The organism is Streptomyces anulatus (assembly GCF_014650675.1).
In the GTDB taxonomy this organism is placed as follows: Bacteria; Actinomycetota; Actinomycetes; order Streptomycetales; family Streptomycetaceae; genus Streptomyces; species Streptomyces anulatus.
On the sequence record NZ_BMVK01000003.1, the window covers coordinates 532,977 to 556,364 of the forward strand.

Sequence of the window (23,388 nt, forward strand, 5' to 3'; positions counted from 1 at the left end):
GTTTGAGAGCCGAAGCGGTCCTCAGGCAGTCCAGCGTCTACGAAAGACGGCCAGAAAATCCAGAAGCCCATGGCATCTGATCAGGTCAGAGCCACGGGCTTCTCTTGCCGTGCTGGTCGGCGGGATCTTAGATCATTAGTTGGACTCGCGCGGAGCGCTCGTTGCCAGGAGGTGGCCGCGGCTCATTGCGACGCGGTAGACGTCCCCCAGAGCCCCCGTCAGCTCTTTGACCAGACTCCGCATCCCTTGAAGGGACGTGTCCTGGGTGTCGAGAACTTCCGACGCCTCCTCCAACAGTTCCTTTGCCGTGCCGAGTTGGATCGCTTCGATGCTGTCCGCGAGGCGGGACATGTAGCCGTCCGGGTCGTCAGTGCTCAGGTAGCAGGGCTTGTCACCCGGGCCTGACCACGGGAGGAGCCGAAGTTCGTTCGGTGTTGTCATCCTTGGTTTGGCCTCTCGTTGAGCACGTGGTGGGCGGTGAAGACGGCGTCGACTCGGTCTCCCGGAAAGGCCAGGAGCGCGGCTTCAACGACGCGTCCGGTGGCGTCGGTGGCGATGCGCGTGATCGCGAGAACGGCCATGTTGTTTCCGATGCGGAGGGCCGACGCTTCGTCCGGAGTGGGAGAACGGGCGGAGACCGTCTCTCGGATGGTGGCCGGCGACGGGCCTAGGACGGCGAATCGCGTGACTGCCTCCCGGCACACGGAGTCGTCGTCGAGGACTCCGGCCGGGGCCAGGTCGCGCGGGATGTAGATGCGGGCCAATCCGTGCGGCGACCCTTGTTCGAGGCTGAGACAGGTGAACTCGGCGAGAGGGCTGCCCGTTGGCACCTTCAGCAACGTCGTTAGCTGCACGGAGGCCGGAACCGTGGTGTTGCGAACCGTAATGCGCAACGTGGGCTCAGCGGCAGTCCAGGGGTCCAGCGTGCCCCAGCCGCCGACGTACATGATCTTGCGGCGCGGATGACGGACGTAGTTCCCCTTGCCGTGGATCTTCTCGACGAGTCCTTCGCCCTGGAGTACAGCGAGAGCGCGTCGCAGGGTCACCGTGCTGACCCTGTACCGAGCGGCCAGGCCGGCTTCGGACGGGAGGCGTTCGCCAGGCTTGATGCTGCCCGTCGTGATCTGGTGGCGTAGATCGTCGGCGATGTCGTGATGGCGTCGAGGCACGAAGCCGGTCACCGCCTTCTCAGCAGTCGTAGGGCGATGAGCCGGGTACGGGCGTGTATGGCCATCAGTTCGCCCGACTCGAAGACCAGTTGCTTGGCCCCCTGGGGAAGCTGGAAGAGGTCACTCACTCGGCAGGCCTGACCGCCGAGTTCGATGATGTCGCCGCGCTGCACGGTGGCCGCGGTGACCTCGACGGAAGAGACCAGTGCACCGCCGGGGGCTGGGACCCTCATGCCATCACCTTCACGGGTACGGACGGGTCCGGGGTCGAATGGCACGGGCAGATGCACACCTCGTAGATCACCGGCACGTCGTCCGTCGTCGTAGGCGGAGACGGCTCGATGCAGGAGTGGTGCGTCCCGATCCAGCAGGCGATCGAGCGATAGGGGACTGAAGTCGTACCCGTCGGGTCCGGTTGTCGGCAAGGAGGCATCAGTGGGCCCCCCCGAGGGCCGACCAGGCATCGGTCGGCAGGTGCGGGGCGACGAGGACTGTGCGCGTCCGTGCGCGCTGCTCTTCCCACGCCAGCAGGTACGGACGGACGAGCGCGACGTCCTCTCCCCTCAGCGGGTAACGATGGACCGTGCCCACCGGAGTCCGTCCAAGGGCGACGGTCGAAGCGTCAGCGGGCTCAGGGCAGGTGAGAGAGGCCGGCGGCCGGGAAGGCGTTAACGCGCGGCGGTGCCGACCGTTGGGAAAGCACCGCGCTCTGGTGCGCGAGATGGCTTGGCGGATACGGTTGAGCATGCTGTTCAGCTCCTATCGCTGATAGCCCGGTCCCCCGACGTCGCCTGTCGTGGGGACCGTTTTACGTACGACCGCCCATAAGGTGCAGCCGTTCAAGCTGGTGGCCACGAGCCCGAATCGATCGGCATCGGCCACCGCGTCCAGGACCTCCCGCCATGAGTCGGCGGAGAGTGTGTCCGGTACTTCTGCCTCGACCGTCGTGAACCGGGTGTGCTCCTCCACGCGCGGCCGGAGGCCAGCGGCGGACAAGCGGACGGCGATAGCCGCCGCGGTGTTTCCCGAAGCGGACACAGCGCACCCTCCGTTGCCAGCGATCACTTTCAGTGAAGCTAGTTAACTAGATTAGAGCTAGTGGACTAGATTTTCCATATGTCTGAGCAACCGCCGTACCTCCGCCTCGCCGACGAACTCCGGCAGCGCATCGCGGAGCACGTCTGGGAACCGGGCGACCGCCTCCCATCCCGCGCCCAGATCGGCCAGGAGTGCGGCGTGGGCGAGAACGTGGTGCGCAGGGCACAGGAGTTGCTGATCTCCCAAGGCGTGCTGGAAGGCCGGGCCGGATCGGGGACCTACGTCGCCGAGCCCCGAGAGCGCGTGAGAGTCGTCCGGTCGTCGGCACGTGAGCAGCCCAGTGGATCCCCGTTCCGCCAGGACATGAAGGCCCTTCGCCGACAGAGCGACTGGGAGAGCCGGACCGACGCCAAGGTGCCGGCCCCGGCGGAGATCGCGACGCGGCTCGGCATCGCTCAGGGGGAGCTGTGCGTGCGGACGACGTACGAGTTCCTGGCGGACGGGAAGCCGGTCCAGCTGTCGACGAGTTGGGAGCCGTACGCCGTCACCGGCGGAACCCTCGTCGTTCTCCCCGAGGGAGGGCCCCACGCGGGGGCCGGGGTCGTAAACCGCATGGCCGCGATCGGAGTCACCATCAGCCACGCGGTCGAGCAGCCCGAACCCCGGCACGCGACCGCCGAGGAAGCATCACTACTCGGCATCCAGAAAGCCGCACTCGTGACGCACATCCGGCGGACGTACTACAGCGACGAGGGCCGTCCCGTGGAGACAGCGGACATCGTGGTGCCCGCAGCGCACTGCGAGATCGTCTACGAGATCCCGATCAACCGCTGACGAGCAGCCCCCGGCAGCCCAAGCCGTGCCCCCCGCGTGCCCGACGGAGCGGGAAACCAGAGGGAACAGCGGTGTCCGGCGGGGAGCAGGCATGGCAGAGGCCCCCGACGCCTCGGGCGCTTCTAGCAACCTCGGACGGCCTAGAGACAGCACAGCGGCGATCATTCGTCGGCTGCAAGCACGAGGTTGCCAGGAACTGGTGATTTATGCTTGCGAGCCCTCGCTATCGACTGGTCACGGAATGGAGAAGATCTTTCAGTAGTTGAATGGATTCGCGCACTTGACTGGCGTCGAAATCGGATGGCCAAGCCGCAATGCGCCATAGTGGCCTGTAAAGTCTGCCGATAGTGGTAGTTCTTGCTTCATCGCTGGAATGGGCAGAATTTAGAGCCTCGACTGACAGTGTGTCGATGTTTGATGTGGCGTCTACCAGAGCGTGCGCGTACTGAAGGTCGTGGGGCGTGGGCATCCAATCTTGACTCTCAATTTGTTCGATCATTTGCGCGCACATGACGTTGAGTGCTACCAACGGGGGGCATCTACCTAACCCTTCGGCCCTGCCCCACGGATGCCAGTAGTTATCCCACCGAACGCGAATATTGTCGGAGTACCATTTATCTTCAGGATCCCATGGATGTATTCGTGGGTCGTGTGAAATTTCCTCCGGAGCGGCCCAAGGGTCTCGCATGGGGAAACTGGCCCCTGCGCGTCTTTGTCTTTTCGAAAGCGTCTCTTGGTTTTCGGCCGTGAGCTTCCTTGCGCGATAAGCGGCCTGCTTGCATGCGTTAGAGCAGTACATCCGGGGCCGCCCGGTGGCAGCAAAATCTCTTATTGTCTCGGAGCAGGTGTTGCACTGAGATAGCCCTGTGAGGCCCATTCTTTTCGCCACTTCATGAAGTGGCTTTGAGTATTTGGGCCCGTGCTCTGATCTCAGTTCTTCGAGGAGTGCCTCAAAGGCTTCGGCTCCGCGAATCTGCTGCAACGAGGACGAGACGATTGCGTCAAGGCTCCAGCGGGACTCGCCATTTCCGAACGTTGCTCGATCGAGCGCTCTCCAGGAAACGCCGTAAAGGTACGCGGTAAGGATTTCCTGATCCTGGATTGGAAGTTTCTGGAACGCCGCTCCTAGGGCATCCTCTCCGGCGTAGCGCGACGTTGGGTCTCGATGTGACGTGACTCGCTTTCGCTTCACCGTCCCCCTCGCTTCATGCGCGGCTTGGTTGACCCCCTGCGTAGCAGGCTGGAAAGCGCCAGGCCGGTAGCTTCGAGCACCTTCACGAGGTCCTCGTTGCGAGCCCGGCTAACCACTTTCCAGGCAACCACGCCGAAAATTACCAGAGCTAGTGCTGTCAACCCGGCGACGAGCACCATTCCGTAAGCGATACTCGACCAACCTTCGGCCTGAACCACGTCAAGCACGGGGCCTCCTTAGGGACTAGAAACGGCAGAAGCCCCCAGCTAGGCATACGCTGGGGGCTTCTGAGGGCAAACAAAAAACCCGCCGGGGAGGCGGGTTGAGTTGCTGCGGCCATACTGGTGGCCGCGCAGATACAAAGTACCACACCTTCCGTCAGGGTGGCTTCAGTATGAAGTTTATGCAGGTCAACGAGGTACTGGGGCGCCCAACGGAGTCGTGCAGGTTCTCTGGTGGTTTCGTAACACAGTGGCTGCCAGGGAAGCGACCCACCCGCAGCTTCACTCTCTCCCGCTTCAATCCCGTCCGTCGTCGGCATCGTCATTGACGGCGAGTTGAGCCGTGCGCTCGCCCGCTTCGAGCCCTGCCCCAATCACGTGGGCGGGCGCAGGTGCAGCGCCCGTAGCGCGGGCCGGAGGCATAGGGGCGAAGGGCGGCGGTGCCGGGAGCCTGCCCGGCGGAGCGGAGGGTAGCTGGTCTTGACGAGGTGTGGACATTCTTGCGGTGTCTGATCCGCTGGCCACGATCGCGCGATACCCAGGGTGACGTGCATCCGCATGGGCGACCTGTAGCTGGGGCTGCTGTACAGCAGCGGAGTACCGCAACCACAGCAACTGCCCCCGCCCGTCACCGTCTCTCCGGACCCTCCTAACGGCCGGTATGGCCGTCACTGACCGATCCGGCTAGAGCTACGGATCAGAAGGTTGCAGGTTCGAATCCTGCCGAGTGCACAGCAGGTCAGAGGCCCCCAGGAGAAATCCTGGGGGCCTCTGGCGTTGTCTGCGCCGTGCACGACGGCGAGTTTTGCGGCTAGTTCGGCGGCTTCGTCCACGACGCTGTCGCGGTGCCCGTAGGTGAAGACCTTGACGGTGCCGCGTCCACGCCGGGTCAGGGTGGGGATGAGGGTGTTTTCGGGCTGGTGCACCACGTCTTCGCGGAGGACAGTCTCGTCCTTCTCGCCGCCCCACCGCCTGTCCTTGTCGTAGGGCAGGAAGTCCCTGGTGACGGCCGCTCGCAGGATGTCCTCGAAGATGTCGACGGACAGGGCATCGGGATGGACGGGGCCAAGAGTCGACACGATCGGCGCGGTCGGTACGGGCCGGAGCGTGGCGAGCGTCGTGGGAGCTCCCATCCGGACCACCAAGTGGGTCAGACGCCGGGGTACGCGAGTATGTCAGCAGAGCTGAGCTGACAGAGGGGGACCCGTGCAGATAGCGGGAGTGGACTTGTACGTCAACCATCCGGTCATGGCCTTGGGGTCTCCCGACTGGATCAGCACTGACCTGAAGCTGGGCGGCGCTCCCGCTGCGTCCACCGACACTCACGTCATCGTCCGCGTACAGCCACAGACGGCTCTGATCAAGGTGCGGCTGTTCCAGGACTACGGTGAGGACATCGCCGCTGACCCATCATTCACCACAGTGTTTGATGGGTCCCTCTACTTGGCAGACAGGCGCTTCGTGATCGGTGACGTGATGGGAGAGAGCCGGTTCGTCAAGTACATCGGGGGACCGCAACGCTGGCGAGTGCGGGTCGCGGTGGATAGCCCGAAGGGGTACGCGCGAGCTGCCGACGTGGTTCTCAGCGCCGAGGAGTAGAGCCGCATGCGCTGTCAAGCCTGCGTGGTGTGACTGTCATCAGCGACTGACACCAACAAGCGCGAACAGCAGCGATCGACGCCGAACCTCAGTGGACCGTTGGCCGAGGCGCAGAGCTGGTTGGCCGACGTCGACTGCCTGTCGTGACCGACCTGATAAGGGTGAGGCTGCGACATGAACTCTTGCCCCCGCAGCGAGCTCGCGTCTGGTGGAGGTCATACGGGTCTGCCAGGATCGAGCTGTGAACCAGCCTTCGATACCCGACAGATTGAACAGGGCCCTCGACTGGGCAGGACTGCCCCTGTCCGTTCTCCTTCTCGCCATTGGCGTCAGGGACTATCGCGATGGTGCCTCCGTGGGTTGGCCCATCGGTGGAGCGGTGCTTGTTCTGGTCAGCCTCTGGGTGATCTACCGCGGGATGCGTCGCCGGAGTGCCGGGACCACCAAGTCGGCGTAGGTGTGGCCGTAGCTGGCCGATCCGGCTGGAGCTACGGATCAGAAGGTTGCGGGTTCGAATCCTGCCGATCGCACAGCAGGCCAGAGGCCCCCAGGAGGAATCCCGGGGGCCTCTCGCGTTGCCGTCAGCAGTTTCTAGGCGGCCTCGGCCGCTACCTTCATCCGGGCCGGCTCCGTCGTCACTCGGCGGCGGCGGGTCGGCAGGCCCATCGTCGGGTTGGCGACGCCCCAGGCCGCGCCCTTGCAGACCAGTTCCTTGTAGAGGGCGGCCACGCGGCCGGTCAGGGCTGCGCTGACGGCTCGGTCGTCGGCGGTGACGTACTGGATCAGGCCCTCCTTGCGGCCCAGGGAGACGCACTGGTTGAAGTAGCGGGGTGCGGTGGTCGGGAGCTTGGTGCCGGTGAGGCGGGCCGCGATGGCGTCGGCCGCCTGCCAGGCGGTGGGGATGCCCGAGGCGCACGACATGCGCAGCGGCTTGCCGCCGGGGCCGGCGACCAGGGCCGCGTCGCCGATGGCGTACACGTCCGGGTGCGAGGTCGAGCGCATGGTGGCGTCGACCACGATCTGGCCGGTGTCGCCGGTCTCCAGGGTCGTGGCCCGGGCGATCGGGTGGACCGCGAAGCCCGTCGTCCAGACCGTGATCGCGGCCGGGACGTCGCCCTCCGTGGTGGTGACCCGGTCGGCGTGCACGGCGGTGACGTCGGCGTGTTCGTGGGCGGTGATCCGCAGGTCGGTGAAGACCTTCCGCAGGTGCCTGGCGCCCTTGGGGGAGAGCCAGTCGCCCAGTGCTCCCCGGGCGACCAGGGCCACGTCCAGGTCCGGGCGGGTCTCGGCCAGCTCCGTCGCGGCCTCCACGCCGGTGAGGCCGCCGCCGACGACGACCACGGGCGTGCCGGGGGCGACGGCGGCCAGACGCTCGCGCAGGCGCAGTGCGCCGGGGCGGCCGGCGATGTCGTGGGCGTGTTCGGCGGCGCCGGGGACGGCGTGGGTGCTCCAGGCGCTGCCGAGGGCGTACACGAGGGTGTCGTACGACAAGGCCTCCGGCCCGCCGGTTCCTTCCGGGGCGGTGACGGACACCGTGCGGCCGTCGACGTCGATGCCCGTGACCTTCCCGAGGCGCAGCCGGACGCCCGTGCCGGCGAACATCTCGTCGAAGGGCCGGGGGCGGAGGTCCTGGCCCACCGCGAGCTGGTGCATCCGGACGCGCTCGACGAAGTCCGCTTCGGCGTTGACGAGGGTGATGGAGACATCCTCACGCCGCAGCCGCCTGGCGAGGCGTCCGGCGGCACTCGCTCCGGTGTAGCCGGCTCCGATGACGATGACGCGGTGCTGCTGGATGTTCTGCTGCATGTCCTGCACTCCTGTCTCGCGCGGTTTCGCCCCTTGAACCGGACAGCCCGTCGATTCCTGACAGGTGGGCGATGTGACGCGCGGCACAGGGGATCAGTTGATGCGGAGGACCGGTTCTCCGTGGTCCGTCGCCGCCCACAGCCGCGTCGCTCGTTCGAGCTTGTCGGGGTTGGCCTGGTTACGGAACGCGGCGATACCGTCCGCCGTGATCTCCAGGCACATGACGCCGATGACCCGGCCGTCGACGGTGACCACGAGCGCGGGCAGCCCGTTGGCGTACGAGACGTGGATCTCCGCGGTGCCACCGAGGAGGTTGCGAGCGGCCTGGTTGGGGGTGAACAGGCTCCGCATGAACTTCGCGACGGCCACGGCCCCCTCGAACGGCCTGGTGCGGGCCGGTACCTTTCCGCCGCCGTCGCCGATCGCGACGGCGTCCGCGGTGAGCAGCCGGACGAGCGGTTCGGTCCGGCCGCTGGTGGCGGCCGTGAGGAACTCGTCGACGATCCGCCGGGCGGCGGCCTCGTCGATCTCCGTACGGGTCCTGCCGTCCGCGATGTGCTTCTTGGCGCGGTGGAAGATCTGCTGACCGGAGGCCTCGGTGATGTCGAGGATCTCCGCGATCCTCCGGTGCGGGTAGCCGAAGGCCTCCCGCAGCACGTACACCACCCGCTCGTTGGGGGACAGGCGCTCCATGAGGGCGAGTACGGCGAACGAGACCGACTCGCGCTGTTCGACGGTGTCGGCCGGGCCGAGCATCGGGTCCCCGGCGAGCAGCGGTTCGGGCAGCCACTGGCCCACATAGGTCTCGCGCCGGGCGCGGGCCGAGGTGAGCTGGTTGAGGCAGAGGTTGGTGAGGACCTTCGTCAGCCAGGCCTCGGGGACCTCGATGCGGTCGACGTCGGCGGACTGCCAGCGCAGGAACGTGTCCTGAACGGCGTCCTCGGCATCGCTCGCGGAGCCGAGGAGGCGGTAGGCGATGGCCTTCAGACGGGGCATGGAAGCCTCGAACAGGTCGATCTGGTTCCCGGTCAGCACCATGGATCGGATCCTAAGGGGAGCGGCGCGCGACGGTGCAACGGGTGCGCCCCGCCGTCTCCTCGGAGGAGCGGCGGGGCGCGCGGGTGGTGGTGTGTGCGGGCCGGTTAGGCGGGTGCGTCCGCCGCGGCGAAGTCGGCCTCCAGCCGCGGGATGTAGTCGGCGAACGCGGGGGCCCAGCAGCCGTAGTTGTGGCCGCCGTCGCACGTGGGCGACAGCGAGGAGCCGTTGCCGTAGTCGACCACGCGGGCGGGCAGGCCGAGCTGGTCCAGCCGGGACTTGACCGTCCTGGTGGCGACCGCGGTGACGGAGTCGATCAGCCCCTGGTCACCGGTGTAGAGCGTGACCTTCGCGCCCCGCAGCCGGGCGAGGTTGGCCGAGGCGGCCGGGTTGACCGCGTTCCAGACGCGGTCCGCGCCGAAGACCGGGTACGGGGAGCCGAAGACGGCGTCGCTGTCGACGTAGGGCCCGTAGCCCGTGCAGGCGCCGGTGCCCGACGGGGTCGAGGTGCTCACCGCGCACCACGCGCCGGTGAGGTTCAGTTCCGTGGCGACGACGGCGGCGCGGATCGTCGGCATGCCGAAGTCGATGCCGCCGGAAAGCGCGGCCGTGTGGCCGAACAGGTCGGGGCGGGCCTCGGCGTAGCGGAGCGCTCCGTAACCGCCCATCGACAGGCCGACGACCGCCCGGTGGTCCTTGCCGGGCAGGGTGCGGAGGTTGGCGTCGATGAAGGGGACGACCTGTTCGAGGTGGAAGGTCTGCCAGTTGGCCGCGCCCACCGCGGTGTTCTGCATGACCCAGTCGGCGTACCAGCCCTTCAGCCCACCGTCCGGCACGACGGTGATCATCTTGTCCGAGCGCAGTGCGGGGACCGCGGCGGCGTCGTCGACGGTGCCGCCCCCGCCGTGCAGGAAGTACGTCACGGGCCACCGCTTGCCGGGGTCCGCCGCGTAGCCCTCGGGGAGGAAGACGCGGATCTTGTGGGGGCCGGACACCTGCGGGGTGGTCACGGTGAGGGTGAAGTCGGTCTCCGAGCGCACCTCCGTGGCGTCGACGACCCGGGTCAGGCCGTGGCTGTCGGTGAAGTCGGGGATCGCGGGGGCGTCGGCCCGCGCTGTCGGCGCTGCGGCGAACGCGGTCAGCATCGTCATCGCCACGGTCGCCGCGGCCGCGGCCGCGGCTCCGGCGCGCAACCCGGCGAGGGCTCGTACACCGGATATCAAGGGGTTCATGAGGCGGTTCTCCTTCGATCGGACGGGGCGGTTGCTCGCGGGCCGGCTACGGGTTGGTGGTGACCTGGAAACCCGCGCCGTAGACACCGGGCTGTGCGGCGTTCCGGGCGCGCAGGTCGGCGAGGATGTTCGCGGAGCTGGTGTAGACGTACGGCGGCACTCCCAGGGCGATGGCCTTGGTGATGCCGGCCCAGGGTCCGGCGGCCTGGAAGCCGTTCGCGGACGAGGGGTAGGCGCTGCCGGGTACGTGCCAGATCGCCGGGCCTCCCGAATCGCCGCCCTTGTGCGGGGCCCAGGACTGGTAGATGCCCTGGGCGGCGTTGGTGACGCGGCCGTAGTTGACGCCGAGCTGGCCCGAGACCACCAGTTCGTTGTTGTTGAACAGGGCCGCGCCGAGCAGGCGTTCGCTGTTCGGCGCCGGGCTGAGGGCGTTGGGGCTGGGCTGCCCGCCGGGGACCTCCAGCACGCCCGTCTGCTTCAGGTGCGGACCCTGCGAGGAGAGGACCACCGTCTGCTCCAGCTCGATGATCATGTAGTCCTTGGTGGCGTGCCCCACCATCGAGCCCTCGGGGTCCTTGAAGTAGCGCAGGTGCCCGATCGGACCGGAGGCGATGTCGTTCCGGTCGTAGACGGGCTGGATGTTCTCGGGGATGTCACGGTCGGCGTACTCCTTGCCGTTCACGCAGTGCCCCGCGGAGATGGCGATCTTCCGCTGGTACGCGTCGGTGCCGACCGCGCCGATCGTGCAGAAGGCGTTGGGCGTGTCCGTCCGGAAGATGATCTGCATGCCGTTGAACACGCGCTTCTCCGCGCCGGCGCCGGGCGCGGTGGCGGCAGCGGCGGTGGAGGCCGTGATGCCCGTCAGGACCAGGAGGAACCCCAGGACTCCTGCTAGCAGTCCGGGTATTCGTTGTATCCGCTCCGTCCGTTCCCTTCGCTCCGTCCGCTCCGTCCGCTCCGTCCGTTCCATTCGCTGATTTCGTCGTCGGTACATGGGTGTTCCTCTCGGTCGGTCGGTGGGTTCGGGTTCCGGTGGGTTTCGGCTATCGGCGGCACGAGGCCGCGATGACCAGCAGCACGATGGTGATGCCCAGGAACGGCAGGCAGCCCAGACCTCCCTGCGGATTTCCGCGATGGACTTCCACATGGCCGCCGGGAGGAATTCCGGGGTGTTTCCGGGTGTAGTGATCGATCTGCTGCTGCTCGGCCCGGGACTCGTCGAGCCAGGGCGTCTTTGCGGTGCATTCGCCGCACCAGTAGCGATAGGCCATGCCGGTTCCTCACCCGTCGTTCTTCCGCTGCTCCGCCGACGATCGCGTTTCCGCAGCTCGGCGGACAGGCCAGGGCACCGGCCATCTGTGGCCGGTCCGGTCACCGCGCTAGACTCGCCGCCGTCCGGGCGGGCTAGGCGGGGGACCGAAGTGACGGATCGGCTCGGCATATTGGTGCGCCGCTTGCGCACCCAGGCGGGACTGACGCAGGAACAGATGGCGGAGCGGTCCGGGGTGAGCGTGCGCACCATCCGCCGGCTGGAGACGGGAAAGGCCGCCGATCACCGGCTGGGCACGGTGAACCTCCTGGCCGATGCCCTCGATCTCGGAGCCGAGGACCGTCGGCAGCTTGCGGCCGTACTCGCACCGGCGCACCCCTCGCCTATTCCTTTACAGGGAAAGGTGAATGGTGATTCGAGCGGACCTTTCGAACCAGAACCCGAACCAGATCCCGAATCCGAACCAGAACCCGAATCCGAAGTCGATCGTGTGCTTGCCGGTGCGGCCGCCGAATTGGCGCGGGAGGTCGGGCGCCGTTGGCAGAAGGAAGAGGAACAACGCCGGGTCCACGACCCGTTCCCGTTGCCGGTGCGCTGGAACAGGGCGCCCGCCCGGCTGACCGACCACGCGGAGAACATCCAGCGCCTTCCACCGGGCGTCCGGCCGGAGCCCATGGAACCGGCGGGTGATCTGCGGAGCGTGGCCGAGGCCTACCGGGGGATTCCGTCCGGGCGGCTGGTGATTCTCGGCCGGGCCGGTTCGGGCAAGTCCATCATGGCGATCCGGCTCGTCCTGGATCTGCTCGGCGGGAGCGGTCCGGACCGCTCCCGCCGGGTTCCGGTGATCTTCGGCGTCGGAGCCTGGGACGCGACGGCCGTCGCGTTACGGGACTGGCTCGTCGATCTCCTCCTGCGCGACTACCCGCATCTCGCCCGCCGGACCCCCGGTGGCTCCACCCTGGCCGCCGCGCTGGTCGACGCCGGGCTCATCCTTCCCGTCCTGGACGGGTTCGACGAGATCGCCGAGGGGCTGCGGCAGGAGGCGCTCGAAGCGCTGAACGCGACGTCGTTGCCGCTCGTGCTGACCAGCAGGGCCGGGGAGTACGCCGAGGCGGTGAGCGCGGCCCGTGCGCCGCTGGTCTGGGCCGCCGGGATCGAACTCGCCGGTCTCACCCCCGACGACCTCTCGGCCTACCTGTCGAGGACCACCCGCCCGGCCGCCCAGGGCGGACGGGCGCCCGGAGGGGACGGCGGCGAGGGCGGCGAGGCGCTGTGGGACAGCGTTCTGGAGGTGCTGCGGAGCGGGAACGACCCGGCGGGCGGACGTCTCGCCGAGGTGCTGAGCACCCCTTTGATGATCGCCCTGGCCCGCACGATGTACAGCGAGGCCCCCGGCCGGGACCCCGCGGAACTGCTGGACGCCGGACGGTTCCCCACCGCGAGTTCCCTGGAGGACCATCTGCTGGCGGGCTTCGTGCCCACGGTCTACCGGCCCCGCGTCGCCGAGCGGGCCGCGACGGGGGACCCGGACCGGGACCGGCGACAGGACCGGAGGGACCGGGACCGGCGGCGCAACTGGGACCCCGACCGTGCCCGGCACTGGCTGGGTCACCTCGCCCATCATCTGGTCCGGCTCGACCGCGACCGGCACGACCTCGCCTGGTGGCAGATCGGCGAATCGCTGCCCCGTTCGACGCGTGTCCTGACCGTCGCCCTGGTCTCCGCGCTCTGCGTCACTGTGTCCGACTGGGCCGTCGTCCTGCTCGTCGCCCCGATCACCCCCGGCGAGGCACTGGTGCAGGGAGCCGTGGTCGGCCCGGTCGGCGGCCTCGCCTTCGGGTGCTTCTACGCGGTGATGGCCGCGTTCGGCGGCGGCTCCTTCGCCCCGAGCCAGGTGCGCCTTCGGCTGCGCGGCAGGACCGACGGCATCGGCCGCAGACCGGTGCGCACGTTCACCGACCGGTTCGCGGCCGTCGTGCCGGGCGGGTTCGTGATGGGGATCGGGTGCGCGTGCGCGTTCGCCCTCCAACGGGCCCTGTACGAGGGGCGTTCGCTCACCGACCCCGCGCTGGTCGAGGCCCTGCTCATCAACATGCTGGTCCTCGGGCTGATCTTCAGCTCGGCCGCCGGTCTGGTCTTCGGGCTCCTGGCCGCGCTCGAAACGCCCCTGGACGTCGGGTCCGCGGCCACTCCGGCCGGTCTGCTGTCCGCGAACCGGGCGACCGTGTACCGGCAGGTCCTCGTCATCGTGCCCGTGCTCACCCTGGCCATCGCGCTCGGCGGCGGCCTCGTCGTCCGTCTGCTCGCGGGCGTTCTCGGGCCGCTGAGCTGGAAGCTGCCGGAAGGACTCGTCATCGGGGCCGTGGGCGGGCTCGGCGGTGGCCTCTCGTACGCCCTCTGCTTCACCGCCTGGGGCCAGTGGCTGATCTTCTCGCGGCTCCTGCTGCCGCTCACCGGGAAGCTGCCCTGGAGCCCGGAGGACTTCCTCGACGACGCCTACCGGCGGGGTGTGCTGCGCCGCTCCGGGGCCGTCTACCAGTTCCGCCACGTCCGACTCCAGCACCACCTCGGGCACACGTACCGCCGGAGGCAGGGCAACTACACGCCGGCCACGTTCCCCATGCCGCCCCGCTAGCATCGCCGGGCCGGTCCGACCGGTAGATCTGGTGCCGAGGTGAGCGGGGTCCGGGGTGTCCGGTGGGTGGTGGTGCGACGGGGTGCGGTGGCCCGGGCAGGCGCCCGAACTGGGGTGGAGCAGGGGCGGTGACCGGCGGGTGAGCGTGCTCGCGTACGGGGCCGGCATCGGGTTCCGGGCCCTCGGGGAGCGGCACTGCGTGGGGGCCCGGGGGAACGTGTGCCCGCTGGGCGCGGTGGTGCCGGGGCGCTCCACCGGCGGGCGGTGCGCGGAGTGCGCGCGGCTGGACCGGGCGCACTCGGTGGCCGCCGACACGATGGCGGACGATCCCCGGACGTACCGCGTGTACCTCGCCTGGTTCGGGCCCGGCATGGTCAAGGTCGGGATCACCGGGGAGGATCGCGGGGCGGCCCGGCTGCGGGAGCAGGGGGCCGTGGTCTTCAGCTGGCTCGGGCGCGGGCCCCTCATGGCGGCCCGGCGGACCGAGGAGGTGCTGCGGGCGGCCCTCGGGGTGCCCGACCGGATTGCGTACGCCAGGAAGCGGGCCGTGCGCGGGCGGCTGCCGGGGGCCGAGGAGCGGGCCGCCGAGGTGGCGGAGCTGTACGGGCGGGTCGCGCGGCTCGAAGGGGGCGGCGGGCCCGAGTCGTTGGAGCGGCTGCCTCTCGAAGTCGTCGACCAGGCGGAGCTTTTCGGGATCGACCGGACGCCCGCTCCCGTCCGGTCGGTGCGGGAGCTGGTCGACGGGGGCGTCGTCTCGGGGCGGCTCGTCGCGGCGGCCGGACCCGATCTGCACCTGGCGGTGGACGGCGTGGGCGTGGTCGTCCTGGACACGCGGCTGATCACCGGGTGGGACCTCGCGGCCGTACCGGACGTGCCCGTACGCGCGGGGGCCGGATCCGACGCGGCAGCGTCCGCGAAGGCAAGCCCCGACGCGTCCGCATCCGTGAAGGCCACGCCCGACGCGTCCGGCGCGTCCGGCGGCGAAATGCGTGTCCCCCTCATCGACATCGGCGGCGGCGGTGTGCAGGGTGGGTTGTTCTGACCGTCGATCGAGGGAGAGCGTCCGTGGGGCCGGAGAGCGATGACGTGGTGCGGTTCTGGGAGCGGCTCGGGCTGCCCGGGATCATCGACGTGCACACCCACTTCATGCCGGAGCAGGTCCTGCGCAAGGTGTGGGCGTACTTCGACGCCGCCGGGCCGCTCACCGGCCTGGAGTGGCCGATCACCTACCGGTACGAGGAGGAGGCGCGGCTGGCGGTGCTGCGGTCGTTCGGGGTGCTGCGCTTCACCTCCATGCTCTACCCGCACAAGCCCGGCATGGCCCGCTGGCTGAACGGCTGGGCCGCCGACTTCGCCGCCCGGACCCCCGACTGTCTGCACACCGCGACCCTCTTCCCGGAGGACGGCGTGGAGGTGTACGTGAAGGAGGCCGTCGAGGCGGGGGCCCGGGTCTTCAAGTCGCACCTCCAGGTCGGCGCGTGCGACGCCAACGACCCGCTCCTGGACCCCGTGTGGGGGCTGCTCGCGGAGGCCGGGATCCCGGTGGTCACGCACTGCGGGTCGGGGCCGGCGCCGGGTGCGTACACCGGGCCCGAGCCGATCGGGCGGCTGCTCGCGCGCCATCCCCGGCTGCGGCTGGTCGTCGCGCACATGGGGATGCCGGAGTACGCGGAGTTCCTGGCGCTGGCGGAGGCGTATCCGGAGGTCAGGCTCGACACGACGATGGCGTTCACCGACTTCAGCGAGGGGTTCAGCCCCTTCCCGGCGGCGGAGCTGGGGCGGCTCGCCGACCTCGGGGACCGCATCCTGCTGGGGACCGACTTCCCGAACATCCCCTACCCGTACGTCCATCAGCTCCATGCGCTGGAGCGGCTCGGGCTGGGGGAGGAGTGGTTGCGGGCGGTCTGTCACGGGAACGCCGCCGCGTTGTTCCCCGCTCAGGACTCCTAGAACCCTCGCCGTTTCTCAGGAAATTCACAGGAACGGGTCAGGCTTCTCTCACGGGTGACTCACAGAGTGGTCCCCATGACGACGACGACCTCGCCCCAGGGGCGTACCGAACTGCTCAGGCCGGACCGTACCCCCGTGAGGGTCCTGGTCGTGGACGACGAGGCTCCGCTCACCGAGCTGCTCTCGATGGCCCTGCGGTACGAGGGGTGGGAGGTGCGCAGCGCCGGGGACGGGGCCGGGGCCGTCCGTGCCGCGCGGGACTTCCGTCCGGACGCGGTGGTCCTGGACGTGATGCTCCCGGACATGGACGGGCTGTCCGTGCTGGGCCGGCTGCGCCGCGAGTACGACGATGTGCCGGTCCTCTTCCTGACCGCCCGGGACTCCGTCGAGGACCGGATCGCCGGGCTCACCGCCGGTGGCGACGACTACGTGACCAAGCCCTTCAGCCTGGAGGAGGTCGTGGCCCGGCTGCGCGGGCTCATCCGCCGCTCGGGCTCGGCCGTCGCCGCCGGGCGCGGCGAGTCCACGCTCGTCGTCGGGGACCTGGTGCTCGACGAGGACAGCCACGAGGTGAGCCGGGGCGGGGACGCGATCCACGTCACGGCCACCGAGTTCGAGCTGCTGCGCTTCCTGATGCGCAATCCGCGCCGGGTCCTCAGCAAGGCGCAGATCCTCGACCGGGTCTGGAACTACGACTTCGGCGGCCAGGCCAACGTCGTCGAGCTCTACATCTCCTACCTCCGCAAGAAGATCGACGCCGGGCGCACGCCGATGATCCACACCCGGCGCGGCGCGGGGTATCTGATCAAGCCCGGTGAGTAGGCGAGGGGGCGTGGGGGTGCTGCGGCGGCCCTGGACGCTGCGGACCCGGCTCGTCGTGTCCGCCGTCTCGCTCATCGCGGTCGTCGCGGCCGTCATCGGGTCCGTCACCGCCATCGCCTTCCACAGCTACATGTACGGCAAGCTCGACGACCAGCTGCACTCCGTCGCCGAGCGGGCCCAGCGCCCGCCCGGGCCGGGTCCGCTGCCCCAGGCGCTGCGCGCGGCGGGCCCGCTCGGCTTCGTCGGCGGGGGCGGGCAGCCGCTCGGCACGTTCGGGGCGCTCCTCGGCGAGGACGGGGACGTCACCGCGTCGAAGGTCGTCGAGGACAGCGGGCTGCGCGCCCAGGAGAGCGCGAAGCCGCTGACCGGGGAGCAGCGGAGCGCCCTGGAGGAGGCCGCTCCGGGCACCGGTGAGGGGGCCCGGAGCGTCGATCTTCCGGGGCTCGGCGGCTACCGGGTGGAGGCCGCGACCACCATCGAGGGGTACACCGTCCTCGTCGGGATCCCCAGTGCCGAGGTGAGCGGGGCGCTGACCACCCTGATCGTCGTCGAGGTCTGCGTCACCGCCGCCGGGCTCCTCGCCGCCTCGATCGCGGGCACCGTCCTCGTCGGGGTCGCCCTGCGGCCGTTGCGCCGGGTCGCCGCCACGGCCACCCGGGTCTCCGAACTCCCTCTGCACAGCGGCGAGGTGGCCCTCCTGGAGCGGGTCCCGGACGCCGAGGCCGACCCGCGCACCGAGGTCGGGCAGGTGGGCGCGGCGCTCAACCGGATGCTCGGGCACGTCGGTTCGGCCCTCACGGCCCGCCAGGAGAGCGAGACGCGGGTCCGGCAGTTCGTCGCGGACGCCAGCCACGAGCTGCGCACCCCGCTGGCCTCGATCCGGGGCTACGCCGAGCTGACCCGGCGCGCCACCGGAAGCCGGGAGGCGCCGGAGCCCGATCCGGTCACCCGGCACGCGCTGGGCCGGATCGAGTCCGAGGCGGACCGGATGACGGGCCTGGTGGAGGATCTGCTGCTGCTCGCCCGGCTGGACTCCGGGCGTCCGCTCTCGTACGGGAGCACCGATCTGCTGCCGCTGGTCGTGGACGCGATCAGCGACGCGCGGGCGGCGGACCAGGGGGCGCCGGGCCAGGACGCCCGGCACCGCTGGCGGCTGGAGCTGCCCGCGGAGCCCGTGACCGTACGCGCCGATCCCGACCGGTTCCAGCAGGTGCTGGTCAACCTGCTGGCCAACGCCCGCACCCACACCCCGCCGGGGACCACCGTCACCGTGTCCGTACGGCCGCCCGTGCGCGCCGGGGGGCGGGTCGCGCTGGAGGTGCGGGACGACGGGCCCGGCATCCCGGCGGAGCTGCTGCCGCATGTCTTCGAACGGTTCGCCCGGGGTGACGCCTCCCGCTCGCGCGGGGCCGGTACGGGTACGGCGACCGGATCCACCGGGCTCGGACTGGCCATCGTGCAGGCCGTCGTCTCCGCGCACGGCGGGAGCGTACGGGTGGACTCGGAGCCGGGCCGCACGGTGTTCGTGATCGAGCTGCCGGCGGAAGCGGATGAAGCGCGCCACGCGGGGTCGGCGGGAGCGGATGAAGCGCGCCACGCGGGGTCGGCGGGAGCGGATGAAGCGCTCCGTGCGGACTCGGCGGGAGCGGATGAAGCGCGCCGCGCGGACTCACAGGGCAGGGACAGGCTCAGCACACCGGTGTGACAGCGCGGTTGGCGAACGTCGGAGCATGACAACCGACAGCCTCCGGAGCGGCCCCGGTGCGACCGGCCGCAGCAGCAGGGACGGCAGGCACAGCGCCCGCCTGCCGGTCAGGGAGCACCTTCCGGCCCGTGACTCGGCCACCGCCGCCGATGTCCCCGTGCTCGATGTCGTCATCCCCGTGTACAACGAGGAGAAGGACCTCCGCCCCTGCGTCGTGCGCCTGAACGGCCATCTCGCGCGGACCTTCCCGTACCCCTTCCGCATCACCGTCGCCGACAACGCCAGCACCGACTCCACCCCCGCTGTCGCCGCCGCGCTCGCCGCGGAGCTGCCCGGGGTGCGGTACGTGAGGCTGGAGGAGAAGGGCCGGGGGCGGGCGCTGCGCACGGTCTGGTCGGCGTCCGACGCACCCGTCCTCGCCTATATGGACGTCGACCTCTCCACCGACCTCAACGCCCTCCTCCCGCTGGTCGCCCCGCTGATCTCCGGCCACTCCGACCTGGCCATCGGCTCGCGGCTGGCGCGGAGTTCGCGGGTGGTGCGCGGGCCGAAGCGGGAGTTCATCTCGCGCGCCTACAACCTGATCCTGCGCTCCTCGCTGGCCGCCGGGTTCAGCGACGCCCAGTGCGGGTTCAAGGCGATCCGGCGTGAGGTCGCCGAGCGGCTGCTGCCGATGGTGGAGGACAGCGGCTGGTTCTTCGACACCGAGCTGCTGGTCCTCGCCGAGCGGGCCGGGCTGCGCATCCACGAGGTGCCCGTCGACTGGATCGACGACCCCGACTCGACCGTCCACATCGTGCGGACGGCCACCGAGGACCTGAAAGGGGTGTGGCGGGTGGGGCGCGCGCTGGCCGTCGGCGCGCTGCCGCTGGACCGGCTGGCCCGGCCCTTCGGGGACGATCCGCGCGACCGGGCGCTGACCGGGGTACCGCGCGGACTGGCCCGCCAGCTCGTCGGGTTCTGCTTCGTGGGCGTGCTGTCGACGTTGTTCTACCTCGCCCTGTACTCCCTCTTCCGGCTCGGCGTCGGCCCGCAGATCGCCAACGGCGGCGCGCTGCTCGTCTCCGCCGTCGCCAACACGGCCGCCAACCGCCGTCTCACCTTCGGTGTGCGCGGCCGGGGCGGGGCGGTCCGCCACCAGGCGCAGGGGCTCGTGGTCTTCGCCATCGGCCTCGCGCTGACCAGCGGCTCGCTCGCCGCGCTGGGGGCGGCCTCCGGTGCGCCCTCGCACGGCACGGAGCTGGCCGTACTGATCACCGCCAACCTCGCGGCCACCGTGCTGCGCTTCCTGCTCCTGCGCGCCTGGGTCTTCCCGGAGCGCCGCACCACCGAACGGGACGAGGTGGAGGCGCCGTTGCCCGCGACAGCCGCCCTCCCGGTCCGCAACGAATCCGAGGATGCCCGATGACCACGACCGCCGCCGTCCCCCCGATCCCGGTTCCGGCGCCGCCGCCCCGGCCGTCGGAACCCGGTCCCGGCCCCCGCTGGGCGCGACCCGCGCTGTACGGGCTGCTGCTGGCCGTCGGGCTCGCGTACTTCTGGAACCTCAGTGCCTCCGGTTACGCCAACTCCTTCTACTCCGCCGCCGTCCAGGCGGGCAGCCAGAGCTGGAAGGCCCTCTTCTTCGGCTCGCTGGACTCGGCGAACGCCATCACCGTCGACAAGCCGCCCGCCGCGCTCTGGCCGATGGCCCTGTCGGTGCGGCTGTTCGGGCTGAACTCCTGGGCGATCCTGGCCCCCCAGGTCCTGATGGCGCTCGCCACGGGGGCCGTGCTGAACACCGCCGTACGCCGTCGTTTCGGGCCGGTCGCCGGGCTGATCGCGGTGGGCGTGTTCGCGCTGACGCCGGTCGCGGCGCTGATGTTCCGCTTCAACAACCCGGACGCGCTGCTGGCCCTGCTGATGACGGTCACCGTCTGGTGCGTGCTGCGGGCCCTGGAGCAGGGGCGGACGACGTGGCTGCTGTGGGCGGGCGCGGCGGTCGGGTTCGCGTTCCTGACGAAGACCCTCCAGGCATTCCTGATCCTGCCGCCGCTGGCGGTGCTGTACGCGGTGTGCGCCCCCGTTCCCGTACGGAAGCGGCTCGGCCAACTCGCCGTGTCCACACTGACGATGGTCGTGGCAGGTGGCTGGTGGGTCGCGATCGTGGAGCTGATGCCGGCCTCCTCGCGCCCGTACGTCGGCGGCTCGCAGAACAACTCCTTCCTGGAGCTGACCTTCGGCTACAACGGGCTCGGCCGGATCAACGGCGAGGAGACCGGAAGCGTGGGCGGCGGCGGCCGCGGGGGCGGAGGCGGCGGTGGCTGGGGCGATACCGGCATCGGCCGGATGTTCAACTCCGAGATCGGCGGCCAGATCGCATGGCTGCTCCCCGCCGCGCTGATCCTGCTGGCGGCCGGGCTCTGGCTGACCAGGAAGGCGGCGCGGACCGACTCCGCGCGGGCCGCGTTCGTCGCCTGGGGCGGTGCGCTGATCATGACCGCGGCCGTGTTCAGCTTCATGGCCGGGATCTTCCACCAGTACTACACGGTGGCCCTCGCCCCGTACGTCGCGGCGCTCGTCGCCATGGGCGTCACGGTGCTGTGGGAGGAGCGGGGCGCGTGGTGGCCGCGCGCGGTCCTCGCGGGCACGGTCGTCGTGACGGTGGTCTTGGCGTACGTCCTGCTGGGCCGCACCCCGGACTACCTGCCGTGGCTGCGGTGGACGGTACTGGCGGCGGGGCTCGTCGGTGCGCTCGGGCTGCTGGTGGCGGGCCGGTTCGGCGGACGGGGCCTGGCGGCCGCCGTGGTGGGGCTGAGCTGCGCGGCGTCGCTGGCGGGGCCGGCGGCGTACACCGTGTCCACCCTGAACAGCGGTCACCAGGGCTCGATCGTGACCGCCGGTCCTTCGGCCGGCTTCGGCATGGGCGGTCCCGGGGGCGGGGGTGGCCGGGGCGGACCCGGCGGGCTCGGTGGCGGTGACGGCGGGCAGCGCGGCGGTATGCAGCAGCCTCCCGGCCAGGGCCGGGGCACACCTCCGGGTCAGGGCCAGGGGAATCAGCAGGGGAACCAGCAGGGCAATGCGCCGGGCGGCATGCCCACCGCACCGGGAGGCACCGCACCGGGAGGCACCGCACCGGGAGGCACCGCACCCGGCGGTGCGGGCACGGGCACCGGCGCCGGTACGAACCCGGGCTCCGGCGAGGGCATGAGGGGCGGCGGCGGTGGCGGCATGGGCGGACTGCTCAACGGCGCGTCCGTCGACGCCGAGGCGAAGGCGCTGCTGGAGAAGGGCGCGGACGACTACACCTGGGTCGCCGCGGCCGTCGGTGCGCAGAACGCGGCCAGCTACCAACTCGCGACCGGAGAACCGGTGATGGCGATCGGCGGCTTCAACGGGAGCGACCCGTCACCGACGCTCGCGCAGTTCAAGAAGTACGTCGCGGAGGGGAAGATCCACTACTTCGTCTCGGGCGGCGGCATGGGCGGCGGAACGGGTGGCGGTAGGGAAGGTGGCGGCGGCGGTATGGGAGGCGACTCCGGTACCTCGTCGCAGATCTCCTCCTGGGTGACGGAGAACTTCACCGAGGTCACCGTCGGCAGCGCCACGTTCTACGACCTGACACAGCCGGCCGGTTGACCGCGGGCGCGTACGCGGCCGGGCTCAGAACCCGGCCGCGTACGTCCAGAAGTCCCGCATCACCTGCGGTGCGGCGGGCCCGGACATCTCCATCTGGGTGAGCAGCACGGCGACGGCGCCCGTGGACGGGACGATGTGCGCCGTGGTGCCGGTGCCGCCGACCCAGCCGTAGCGGCCGAGGACGTTCCAGGGGGCCGCGATCTCGACGTCCACCGCACCGCCGAACCCCCAGCCCTGGCCCTCCGTGAACAGCCCGCTCGCCGCACGCTGCTCGGGGGTCAGGTGGTCGGTGACCATCTGGCGGACCGACCCGGCGTCCAGCACCCGGCGGCCGTCGTCGCTCAACCCTCCGGCGAGCAGCATCCGGCCGAAGGCGGCCCAGTCGTCGACGGTCGAGACCAGGCCGCCCGCGCCGGAAGGGAAGGCGGGCGGGCTGCTCCACTGCCCGTCCGGGGCGTCCACCAGCACCGGATCGTCGCCGCTGTCCGCCCCGGCCCGGTAGGAGCTCGTGAACCGGTCCAGCGCGGCGGGCTGCACGGCGAACCCGGTGTCCGTCATGCCGAGGGGCTCGAACAGCCGCTCCGCCAGATACGCGGGCAGCGGGCGGTCGGCGACCCGGGCGACGAGGACGCCGAGGATGTCGGAGCACGTGTTGTAGAGCCAGCCGTCGCCCGGCTGGTGCAGCAACGGGATACGGGACAGCGCGGCCATCCAGGCGTCCGGCGCGAGGACGGCCTGCGGCTGCGGCGGGCCCTGTTTCAGCTCGGCGAACAGCGGGGCGACGGCCGGGAGCGAGAAGTCGGACGGGAAGCCGTATCCGGCCCGGAAGGTCAGCAGGTCCAGCAGGGTGATCGGGCGGACCGCCGACACCACGTCGTCGACCGGGCTCCGCGGGGTCCGTACGACCAGCGGCGAGGCCAGCTCGGGCAGCCAGGCCGCGACCGGGTCGGCGGGGGCGATCAGGCCGTCCTCGACGAGCGTCATGGCGGCCGCCGCCACGATCGGCTTGGTGATCGAGGCGATCCGGAAGAGCGAGTCCCGTCGCATCGGCGCGGACCCGGCGAGGCCGGCCGTGCCGGCCGACGCCACCTCGGTCCGTCCGCCCCGGGAGACCAGGGCCACCGCGCCCGGCATCGACCCCTTGGCGATGTGGGCGTCCAGCAGTTCGTGCAGGGGGGTGGTGGTCATGGGTCGTCCTTCGTCCGCTACCGCGTGTGCTGTCGGAGGCCTGCGCCCCGGGAGGTGTCCCGCAGCGTCCGACC

General features: G+C 70.4%; 20 protein-coding genes and 1 pseudogene. 9 read left to right on the top strand and 12 right to left on the bottom strand.

Going from position 1 to position 23,388, the window contains the following annotated elements; translation table 11 throughout:
• Nucleotides 1–135: 135 nt before the first annotated feature.
• The 4 genes from IE272_RS10850 to IE272_RS38650 all read right to left on the bottom strand — a co-directional run bounded on the left by IE272_RS10850 (nt 136) and on the right by IE272_RS38650 (nt 2,207).
• Complete coding sequence (locus tag IE272_RS10850) at nt 136–441, bottom strand: hypothetical protein (protein WP_190006725.1); 306 nt, start codon at nt 439–441, stop codon at nt 136–138.
• On the bottom strand, nt 438–1,181 hold the full coding sequence (locus IE272_RS10855) for a GntR family transcriptional regulator (protein ID WP_190006726.1): 744 nt from the start codon (nt 1,179–1,181) through the stop codon (nt 438–440). The genes IE272_RS10850 and IE272_RS10855 overlap by 4 nt, the downstream gene beginning before the upstream one ends.
• The gene (locus IE272_RS10860; protein WP_190006727.1) at nt 1,178–1,402 is read right to left on the bottom strand and encodes a hypothetical protein; all 225 of its coding nucleotides are present in this window, start codon (nt 1,400–1,402) and stop codon (nt 1,178–1,180) included. The genes IE272_RS10855 and IE272_RS10860 overlap by 4 nt, the downstream gene beginning before the upstream one ends.
• A gap of 526 nt (nt 1,403–1,928) precedes the next feature.
• Nucleotides 1,929–2,207, bottom strand: coding sequence for a hypothetical protein (locus IE272_RS38650; RefSeq protein WP_229897263.1), 279 nt, complete (start codon nt 2,205–2,207; stop codon nt 1,929–1,931).
• Nucleotides 2,208–2,285: 78 nt separating this feature from the next.
• On the opposite strand from IE272_RS38650, the gene IE272_RS10865 reads away from it, so the two are divergent.
• Nucleotides 2,286–3,041 carry a GntR family transcriptional regulator gene (locus tag IE272_RS10865; RefSeq protein WP_190006728.1) on the top strand — a complete coding sequence of 252 codons (756 nt, stop codon included), beginning with the start codon at nt 2,286–2,288 and terminating at the stop codon, nt 3,039–3,041.
• A gap of 1,188 nt (nt 3,042–4,229) precedes the next feature.
• Here the strand turns inward: IE272_RS10865 and IE272_RS10870 are convergent.
• Both IE272_RS10870 and IE272_RS10875 read right to left on the bottom strand, forming a co-directional pair.
• On the bottom strand, nt 4,230–4,460 hold the full coding sequence (locus IE272_RS10870) for a hypothetical protein (protein WP_190006729.1): 231 nt from the start codon (nt 4,458–4,460) through the stop codon (nt 4,230–4,232).
• Nucleotides 4,461–5,224: 764 nt separating this feature from the next.
• Nucleotides 5,225–5,587: pseudogene (locus tag IE272_RS10875) on the bottom strand (GNAT family N-acetyltransferase); the annotation flags it as partial.
• 73 nt (nt 5,588–5,660) lie between these two features.
• Here IE272_RS10875 and IE272_RS10880 point away from each other — a divergent pair.
• Nucleotides 5,661–6,053, top strand: coding sequence for a hypothetical protein (locus tag IE272_RS10880; RefSeq protein ID WP_190006730.1), 393 nt, complete (start codon nt 5,661–5,663; stop codon nt 6,051–6,053).
• 591 nt (nt 6,054–6,644) lie between these two features.
• Here the strand turns inward: IE272_RS10880 and IE272_RS10885 are convergent.
• The 5 genes from IE272_RS10885 to IE272_RS10905 all read right to left on the bottom strand — a co-directional run bounded on the left by IE272_RS10885 (nt 6,645) and on the right by IE272_RS10905 (nt 11,397).
• A complete protein-coding gene (locus tag IE272_RS10885; protein ID WP_190006731.1) occupies nt 6,645–7,859 on the bottom strand; it encodes an NAD(P)/FAD-dependent oxidoreductase in 1,215 nt (404 codons plus the stop codon).
• Between the two features lie 93 nt (nt 7,860–7,952).
• Nucleotides 7,953–8,897 (bottom strand): RNA polymerase sigma factor SigJ, encoded by a 945-nt coding sequence (gene sigJ, locus IE272_RS10890; RefSeq protein ID WP_190006732.1) that lies wholly within the window; start codon nt 8,895–8,897, stop codon nt 7,953–7,955.
• Between the two features lie 104 nt (nt 8,898–9,001).
• A complete protein-coding gene (locus tag IE272_RS10895) occupies nt 9,002–10,126 on the bottom strand; it encodes an alpha/beta hydrolase (RefSeq protein WP_190006733.1) in 1,125 nt (374 codons plus the stop codon).
• 46 nt (nt 10,127–10,172) lie between these two features.
• Entirely contained in the window at nt 10,173–11,096 is a 924-nt protein-coding gene (locus tag IE272_RS10900) for a hypothetical protein (RefSeq protein WP_229897264.1), read from the bottom strand.
• 73 nt (nt 11,097–11,169) lie between these two features.
• Complete coding sequence (locus IE272_RS10905; protein ID WP_007446230.1) at nt 11,170–11,397, bottom strand: hypothetical protein; 228 nt, start codon at nt 11,395–11,397, stop codon at nt 11,170–11,172.
• Nucleotides 11,398–11,571: 174 nt separating this feature from the next.
• Here IE272_RS10905 and IE272_RS10910 point away from each other — a divergent pair, with 174 nt between their 5' ends.
• The 7 genes from IE272_RS10910 (at nt 11,572) to IE272_RS10940 (ending at nt 22,126) form a co-directional block, all read left to right on the top strand.
• Nucleotides 11,572–14,031: a helix-turn-helix domain-containing protein gene (locus tag IE272_RS10910; protein WP_229897279.1), complete on the top strand. Its 2,460-nt coding sequence runs from the start codon at nt 11,572–11,574 to the stop codon at nt 14,029–14,031.
• Nucleotides 14,032–14,086: 55 nt separating this feature from the next.
• Complete coding sequence (locus IE272_RS10915; RefSeq protein ID WP_190006735.1) at nt 14,087–15,073, top strand: DUF2797 domain-containing protein; 987 nt, start codon at nt 14,087–14,089, stop codon at nt 15,071–15,073.
• A gap of 23 nt (nt 15,074–15,096) precedes the next feature.
• Nucleotides 15,097–15,981 carry an amidohydrolase family protein gene (locus IE272_RS10920; RefSeq protein WP_190006736.1) on the top strand — a complete coding sequence of 295 codons (885 nt, stop codon included), beginning with the start codon at nt 15,097–15,099 and terminating at the stop codon, nt 15,979–15,981.
• Between the two features lie 75 nt (nt 15,982–16,056).
• Nucleotides 16,057–16,803 (top strand): response regulator transcription factor, encoded by a 747-nt coding sequence (locus IE272_RS10925; protein ID WP_032789847.1) that lies wholly within the window; start codon nt 16,057–16,059, stop codon nt 16,801–16,803.
• Nucleotides 16,804–16,819: 16 nt separating this feature from the next.
• Nucleotides 16,820–18,508, top strand: coding sequence for a sensor histidine kinase (locus IE272_RS10930; protein ID WP_190006799.1), 1,689 nt, complete (start codon nt 16,820–16,822; stop codon nt 18,506–18,508).
• Nucleotides 18,509–18,533: 25 nt separating this feature from the next.
• Complete coding sequence (locus tag IE272_RS10935; protein WP_190006737.1) at nt 18,534–19,916, top strand: bifunctional glycosyltransferase family 2/GtrA family protein; 1,383 nt, start codon at nt 18,534–18,536, stop codon at nt 19,914–19,916.
• On the top strand, nt 19,913–22,126 hold the full coding sequence (locus IE272_RS10940) for an ArnT family glycosyltransferase (RefSeq protein WP_190006738.1): 2,214 nt from the start codon (nt 19,913–19,915) through the stop codon (nt 22,124–22,126). The genes IE272_RS10935 and IE272_RS10940 overlap by 4 nt, the downstream gene beginning before the upstream one ends.
• Nucleotides 22,127–22,150: 24 nt before the next feature.
• Here IE272_RS10940 and IE272_RS10945 read toward each other — a convergent pair whose 3' ends face one another.
• Nucleotides 22,151–23,314, bottom strand: a complete 1,164-nt coding sequence (locus IE272_RS10945; RefSeq protein WP_190006739.1) for a serine hydrolase domain-containing protein — start codon at nt 23,312–23,314, stop codon at nt 22,151–22,153.
• Nucleotides 23,315–23,388 lie beyond the last annotated feature (74 nt).